Source organism: Mycobacterium sp. (assembly GCF_035499775.1).
Taxonomy (GTDB): domain Bacteria; phylum Actinomycetota; class Actinomycetes; order Mycobacteriales; family Mycobacteriaceae; genus Mycobacterium.
Genome location: NZ_DATJYB010000636.1, coordinates 1 through 7,459, shown reverse-complemented (window position 1 = coordinate 7,459; position 7,459 = coordinate 1). Strand labels below are relative to the sequence as shown.

Here is a 7,459-nt window from a genome sequence, read left to right as displayed (position 1 = left end):
TCGGCACCTACCAGGGAATGACCGACCAAGTGGTCATGTCGCGGACGAAAGAGTCATACCGAACGGTGTTGGCGCCGCGCGGTTCATCGAAACCGCAATGGCTGGAACATGATTGATCTTGCAGAGTCAGCGTAGTGCGCTGAACTTCTGCAATTCGCCGCTGATGGCGGCGCCGGAAGCCTACATCCACTTCGCTCCAGGCTTGGTCACGGAAGCGGGCGAAGTCACCGACAAATCGACCGAGCAGTTCTTGAGCGATTTCATGAAAGCGTTCGACGTGTTCGTCGACCGTGTTCACGCGGTGGCGGCGCCCGACAATCTCAGGACCACTGGCTGATCCCGCCAACACCGTCGCTGAGTAGCCGGCGCAGTTGTCGTCGGCCACGGTGAAGCTGCGAAGCCGGCGGCTACCGCGGATGCCGTTGTCGACGGCTGGTTTTCGACCGGCGACATCGATCGGGTCGACGAAGATGGCTACTTCTTCATCGTCGCCCGCAAGGAGGCGTGATCCCGCACGACATCGTCTGGCCGACATTGTCGGTGCTGACAATGACGGTCAACGCCGCAGGGAAGACGATCGATAAATCACGCAGTCGCACACTAGGAGTCCCAATGTCAGCAAACGACCCCAGCGCCCAGTTGGACAAGATCTCCGAAAAGGCCCGACGCGCTTCCGAGAAGCTGAAAGCTGCCGGCAACCGCACCAAGGATCGGCTGCAGGCCGACGTCGTCAGCGCGCGTGGTCGCGCGAGCGCCGCAGCGGATCGACTCAACGATAAGGCGGTTGACGCTAGAAGCAAGGCCGCATCACAATGGCGCGAGATACGCGCGAAGTGGGATACGAGTGTTGCGAAAGGAAAAGCAGCTGGGAAGGACCGTGCCGAACCGGCTGAGGGTTAGGCGATGACGGCTGCCCCAGCGGCGGAGGCGCAGCGGGTCGACAGCTTCGGTCGGCTCGACCTCGGCCTACGGCAGGCCACCGACTGGTACCTGTGGGGGCCTTACCTGAGTGAAAGACAGTGGGGCACAGTCCGCGAAGACTACAGCGCCGACGGCGACGCGTGGGGCTATCTGCCGCACGATCATGCTCGTTCCCGCGCCTACCGATGGGGCGAGGACGGACTGGCCGGGTTCTGCGACATTGAGCAACGACTGTGCTTGGCGCTGGCACTGTGGAACGGGCGCGACCCGATCCTCAAGGAAAGGGCATTCGGCCTCACCGGCATCGAGGCCAATCACGGCGAGGACGTCAAGGAGTACTGGTGGTACCTGGATGCGATACCCAGCCACGCCTGGAACAGCTGGCGATATCACTATCCACAGCGCGCATTTCCCTACCAGCAGCTGGTGAGCGAAAACCGCCGACGGACCAAGCGCGACCCTGAATACGAGCTGCTCGATACCGGGATCTTCGACGGCGACCGCTACTGGGTGGTCGACGTGCACTACGCCAAGGCGGACCCCACCGACGTGCTGATGACGATCCGGGTAACCAACGCCGGACCTGCTGCCGAGGTTCTGCACCTGCTGCCTACGTTGTGGTTCCGCAATACGTGGGCGTGGCATGCCGACATCGCGCCGCCGATGTTGTCAGCCGGCGAAGCCGGAACGGTGGCTGTCGCGCACCCGGCTCTCGGCGACCTGGAGCTGCTTGTCGGTCCGGCACCGCCCGGTACGCAGCCGCAGCTGCTGTTCTGCGATAACGAGACGAACCTGGCCAGGCTCTATGGGGTTACCACCGGTTCGCGGTGGCCAAAGGACGGCATCAATGATCACGTCCTGCACGGTGCGGCCACCGTCAATCCACAGCGCCGCGGCACAAAATGTGCTGTGTGGTACCGGGTTTCGGTGAACTCCGGTGAGACCGCCCAGCTTCGGCTGCGGTTGCGCCCAGCGGGCGCGGGACCGGCCGGCGTCGACGCGTTGGGCAACGACTTCACGCAGGTGAACGCGCAGCGTCGAGCCGAAGCCGACGAGTTCTACGCCGCACTCACCCCGCCGCAGGCCTCGGTCGACGAGGCCGCGGTGATGCGCCAGGCCTTCGCCGGCATGCTGTGGAGCAAGCAGTTCTACTACTACGACGTAGCCAAATGGCTCGACGGCGATCCAACCCAGCCGCCGGCTCCGGCGCAGCGCAGGCACGGCCGCAACGCCCGCTGGCGGGGCTTTGCGGCTTTCGACGTGATGTCGATGCCCGACACGTGGGAATACCCGTGGTTCGCGGCGTGGGATCTCGCGTTCCACTGCGTCGCGCTGGTGCATATCGATCCGGCGTTCGCGAAGTATCAGCTATCACTGCTGTGCCGAGAATGGTTCCAGCACCCCAACGGCGCCTTGCCCGCATACGAGTGGGACTTCTCCGACGTCAACCCTCCGGTTCAAGCATGGGCGGCACTGGAGGTCTTCGCGATCGACGGCGCACGTGACTTCGATTTCCTCAGTCGAATCTTTGACAAACTATTGGTGAACTTCACCTGGTGGGTCAACCGCGAGGATGCGAACGGCTCCAACGTATTCGAGGGTGGTTTCATGGGCCTGGACAACATCGGACCCCTGGATCGCTCACATCTTCCCGTCCGCGGAATACTCGAGCAATCCGATGCCACCGGTTGGATGGCCGGCTATGCGCTGTCCATGGCCACGATCGCTGCCATCCTGCACGAATCCGGGCACCGCCCCGCGCTGGACCTCGTGCAGAAATTCCTCGAGCATTTCGCCGGCATCGCGGAAGCTCTTGAGGCCGAGGGCCTTTGGGACGAAGCCGACGGCATGTTCTATGACCGTATCCTGCTGTCCGATGGCCGCGCAGTGCCCGTCCGGGTCCGATCGATGGTTGCCATGATCCCGTCGCTGGCGGCTGCGGTCGTCAACGAAGAGGCCATCGACCGCACACTAGTGACGGACAAGATGTTCGCCGACTACTTGCGACGCCACGGCTTAGGAGGCACCGAGGAGATGGTCGATGCCGGCGTCCTGCGTGGTGACCCGGGCAGCCGGCGGCTGTTGATCGGGGTGACCGGACCGGAGCAGGTACGGCGACTCTGCCGAACCCTGTTCGAACCCGCGGAATTCCTCTCACCGCACGGCCTCCGCTCGCTTTCCGCCTACCATCGTGATCACCCGTACGTAGTGGACATCGACGGTGTGCGCGCCGGCGTCGACTACGAACCGGCCGAGTCGACGACCGCCATGTTCGGCGGAAATTCGAACTGGCGCGGCCCGGTGTGGTTCCCGCTGAACTACCTCGTCGCGACCGCGTTGGAGCGTTACCACGAGTTCTTCGGCGCCGAAGTCACAATCGAGTACCCCACTGGGTCGGGAACCAACGTGACGCTCGATGTTGTTGCCGCCGACCTGTGGAACCGCCTGCTCTCCCTCTTCCTGCTCGACCGAAACGGGCGACGGCCCTGCTTCGGAAACGTCGAGCGGATGCAGACCGATCCGCGGTGGCGCGACAACCTGCTGTTCTACGAATACTTCCACGGCGACAACGGCGCAGGCCTGGGCGCATCGCACCAGACCGGCTGGACCGGATTGGTCGCCGACGTGATCCGGCGCCGCCATCACGCGTATCCCACTGCGTCGGAAGTGATTCAGCGACTAGTCCAGGGTGAGGAAGGCCGATGACCAAGACGATCCTGCCGGGCAGACCCGCTCCGCTGGGTGCGACGTCGGGCCCCGACGGCACCAACTTCGCGGTGTCGTCGAAGGGCGATCAGGTGACCCTGTGCCTATTCGACTCCGACGGCACCGAGACCCGGCTGGCCCTGCCCGAACGAGACGGCGATATCTGGCACGGTTTCGTGCCCGGTGTCGTGGCGGGCCAGGCTTATGGTTTCCGAGTCAGCGGGCCCTACGAACCTGGGCGGGGTCTGCGCTACAACCCCGCCAAGCTGCTGCTCGACCCGTACGCTCGCGCGATCGACGGTGAATGGCGGCTCGGGCCTGAATTGTTCGACTACGCAACGGATAACGCCGCGGCGCCCAGCTCGCTCGATTCGGCCGGTCACACACCACGCAGCCTGGTGACGGCGCCGCTGCCCGCACCAGCTGTGCCCAGCCCGGGGCATCTACTTTCCGACATGGTCATCTACGAGGTGCACGTCCGCGGGTTCACCGCAACGCACCCCCGCATACCGCCCGAGTTGCGCGGCACCTATGCCGGCCTGGTGCATGAGGCGGCCCTCGAACATCTTGTCGGACTGGGCGTTACCACGGTCGAACTGCTTCCGGTACACCACAGCGTGCCCGAATCATTCCTGGTCGAGCGCGGACTGACCAACTACTGGGGCTACAACACCATCGGCTTCTTCGCGCCGCACGCCGCCTATTCGGCCGCGGTGCGGGCCGGTCGGCCCGGCGGCCAGGTCGCCGAGTTCCGCGCCATGGTCGACGCCCTGCACGCGGCCGGGTTGGAGGTGGTGCTGGACGTGGTGTTCAACCACACCGCCGAGGGCGGAACCGGAGGTCCGACGCTGTGTCATCGCGGACTCGACAACACCGCCTATTACCGGCTCGACCCCGGCGATCCGAGCCGCTACATAGACACGACGGGGACCGGCAATTCGCTCAACACGGCCGACCCGACCACCCTGCGGATGGTCATGGACTCGCTGCGCTACTGGGTCTCTTCGATGGGCGTCGACGGCTTCCGATTCGACCTCGCACCGACCCTCGCCCGAGACGACGGCGCCTTCGACCCGTTCTCGGCGTTTTTTGATGCCGTGAGCCAGGATCCGGTCGTCTCAGCGGTCAAGCTAATTGCAGAACCCTGGGACGTCGGCCGGATGGACAGCTACGACCTGGGACGGTTCCCACCGCTGTGGAGCGAATGGAACGGACGCTTCCGGGATACCGTGCGCGACTGGTGGCGCAGTCATGACGGGCTGCTCGGGGATGTCGCAACACGCCTGTGCGGCTCGGCCGACGTCTACGACCGTCCCGGCGAAGCGCGCCGGCCGAGCGCGTCGGTCAACTTCGTCACGGTGCATGACGGATTCACCCTCGCCGACCTGGTCTCCTACGACAGCAAGCACAATGAGGCCAACGGCGAGGCCAATCGCGACGGCACTGACGACAATCGTTCCTGGAACTGCGGTGCCGAGGGGCCAACCGAGGATGCCGATGTGCTCGCGCTGCGCGCTCGGCAGAAACGGGCCTTTCTGGTCACCTTGCTGCTGTCTGCCGGTATACCGCTGCTATCGGGGGGCGACGAGTTGGGGCGCACTCAACGGGGCAACAACAACGCCTACTGCCAGGACAACGCGATCTCCTGGTTCGACTGGGCCGCTGCCGACGACGAAGTCTTCGATTTCACAAAGGAACTCATCGCGCTACGCCGGCGCCATCCGGCGTTCCGCAGGCGTCGCTACCGCACCGGCAAGGAGGCTGCAGATCTGCAGTGGTTCACTCCTTCTGGTTCGATGATGACTGCCGAAGACTGGTCGGACACCGCTGCCCGCAGCGTCGGGCTGTTCGTCGACGGCGCAACCGATCCCGACGTCGACGCCGACGGAACGCCGATGATCGATGACGACTTTTTCTTCGCCGTGAACGCGTGGTGGGAGCCGTTGACGTTCATCGTGCCCGACGAGCTGCGCGGCAGACGGTGGGACATCGCCTGCGACAGTTTCGACCCGGCACGCAAAATTAGTGTTGCACAAGAGATTACGGTGCAGCCGCGCTCGATCGCAGTGCTGCAATCGACGCGAACAGAGATTGACGTGTAGAAAGCACAGCACACTGGTGGATATGTTGTCGTCCCGCACAACGTGGTAAGCATCTTCCAGAACAACAATCGGATCACTGACTTAGCACCCATTCGATCAGGGGACCTCACCATGATCACGACGTCCGAATCGCCTTCCCCTGCTGATAAGCGACCAGTGCTGAGGTCGGCGCGTTCTGCGTTGGTGGTCGGAGCACTCGGGGTGGTGTTCGGCGACATCGGCACCAGCCCGATCTACACCGTCCAAACCATCTTCAACCCGGACGACCCGCACCCCGTGCCGATCACCACCGAGAACGTCTATGGCGTGGTGTCGCTGGTCTTCTGGTCGGCGATGATCATCGTCACGCTGACCTACGTCACCCTGGTGATGCGTTGCGACAACGACGGCGAGGGCGGAATCATGGCGCTCATCGCGCTGGTTCGCCGTTGGGGCGGCGATGGCCGCACCGCGGTGATGCTGGCCACGCTGGGCATCTTCGGCGCCGCCTTGTTCTCCGGAGACAGCATGATCACGCCGGCGGTCTCGGTGCTGTCCGCGGTGGAGGGGATGAAGGTGACCAACCCGGGGCTGCAGGGTTGGGTCGTGCCGATCACCGCCGTCATCATCGTCGCCCTGTTCGCGGTGCAGCGGCACGGAACAGGCGCCGTGGGTCGTCTTTTCGGACCGGTGATGCTTGCCTGGTTCATTGCCATCGGGGCCTGGGGCGTGAACCGCATCGTCGACCACCCACGGATACTTGCGGCGCTTTCTCCGGTGTACGCAGCGAAGTTCATGGTGGAAAACTTTGGGACAGCGTTCTTCTCGCTGACCGGGGTGGTGCTGGCGGTAACCGGCGCCGAGGCGCTGTACGCCGATATGGGTCACTTCGGACGTAAGCCGATCACCTACGGCTGGCTATTCGTCGTGCTTCCCGCGGTAACTCTGAACTACCTCGGTCAGGGCGCGTTGTTGATCGACGACAAGACGACCATCAGCGCTCCGTTCTTCCTGCTCATCCCGGGCTGGGCGCGCTTACCCATGGTGCTGCTGGCCACCGCCGCGACGGTCATCGCCTCCCAGGCGGTGATCACGGGAGCGTTTTCGCTGGCGTCGCAGGCAGTCCAGCTCGGCTACTTGCCGCGCATGCGGGTGGTGCACACGTCGGCGTCGACCTTCGGTCAGGTGTACATGCCATGGATCAACGGCATGCTAATGGTGGCGGTCCTGATCCTGGTGTTCGCGTTCCGCAGTTCGGCCTCGCTGGCGTATGCGTACGGGATGGCAGTGACCGGAACCATCACGATCACGACACTGCTCTTCCTCTACATCGCACACAGAAGGTGGCGAGTTCCGCTGTGGCTGATCGTCGTTGGCGGCAGCGCTCTGTTGGGAGTCGATCTGCTGTTTGTGGCAGCGAATCTGACCAAACTCGTGCACGGGGCGTGGCTACCGCTGTCGATCGCCGTGGCGACCTACACGATCATGATCACGTGGCAACGGGGCGGCAGCATCGTCACCCGCAGACGGGAAGCCGTCGAGGGTTCACTGCAGGAATTCGTCGATCAATTGTCGACGCGCCGCCAGCTACTGCGCGTCAGCGGGACGGCGGTCTTCCTCAATCGCGGGCAAAACACCGCGCCTCTGGCGATGCGACAGAATGTCGAGCTCAATCACGTGCTGCACGAGCACATAGCGATCGTCTCGATCGATACGTTGCCAGTCCCGCGGGTGGCGGAGGCGCAGCGCGT

The 7,459-nt window shown here is 64.0% G+C and carries 5 protein-coding genes; 4 read left to right on the top strand and 1 reads right to left on the bottom strand.

Going from position 1 to position 7,459, the window contains the following annotated elements; translation table 11 throughout:
* Positions 1-7: 7 nt before the first annotated feature.
* Positions 8-385, bottom strand: coding sequence for a hypothetical protein (locus VML93_RS37945; protein WP_325618951.1), 378 nt, complete (start codon positions 383-385; stop codon positions 8-10).
* Positions 386-504: 119 nt separating this feature from the next.
* On the opposite strand from VML93_RS37945, the gene VML93_RS37940 reads away from it, so the two are divergent.
* From VML93_RS37940 to VML93_RS37925, 4 genes are all read left to right on the top strand, one after another.
* A complete protein-coding gene (locus VML93_RS37940) occupies positions 505-900 on the top strand; it encodes a hypothetical protein (RefSeq protein ID WP_325618950.1) in 396 nt (131 codons plus the stop codon).
* 3 nt (positions 901-903) lie between these two features.
* Positions 904-3,627 carry an MGH1-like glycoside hydrolase domain-containing protein gene (locus VML93_RS37935; protein ID WP_325618948.1) on the top strand — a complete coding sequence of 908 codons (2,724 nt, stop codon included), beginning with the start codon at positions 904-906 and terminating at the stop codon, positions 3,625-3,627.
* On the top strand, positions 3,624-5,729 hold the full coding sequence (glgX, locus tag VML93_RS37930; RefSeq protein ID WP_325618946.1) for a glycogen debranching protein GlgX: 2,106 nt from the start codon (positions 3,624-3,626) through the stop codon (positions 5,727-5,729). The genes VML93_RS37935 and glgX overlap by 4 nt, the downstream gene beginning before the upstream one ends.
* A 111-nt stretch (positions 5,730-5,840) precedes the next feature.
* A partial coding sequence (locus tag VML93_RS37925) for a KUP/HAK/KT family potassium transporter (protein ID WP_325618944.1) occupies positions 5,841-7,459 on the top strand: 1,619 nt, incomplete at its 3' end.

Bases quoted from the DNA above. Each gene is read 5' to 3' on its own strand.
- glgX (WP_325618946.1), top strand. From the start codon at position 3,624: ATGACCAAGACGATCCTGCCGGGCAGACCCGCTCCGCTGGGTGCGACG.
- VML93_RS37935 (WP_325618948.1), top strand. From the start codon at position 904: ATGACGGCTGCCCCAGCGGCGGAGGCGCAGCGGGTCGACAGCTTCGGT.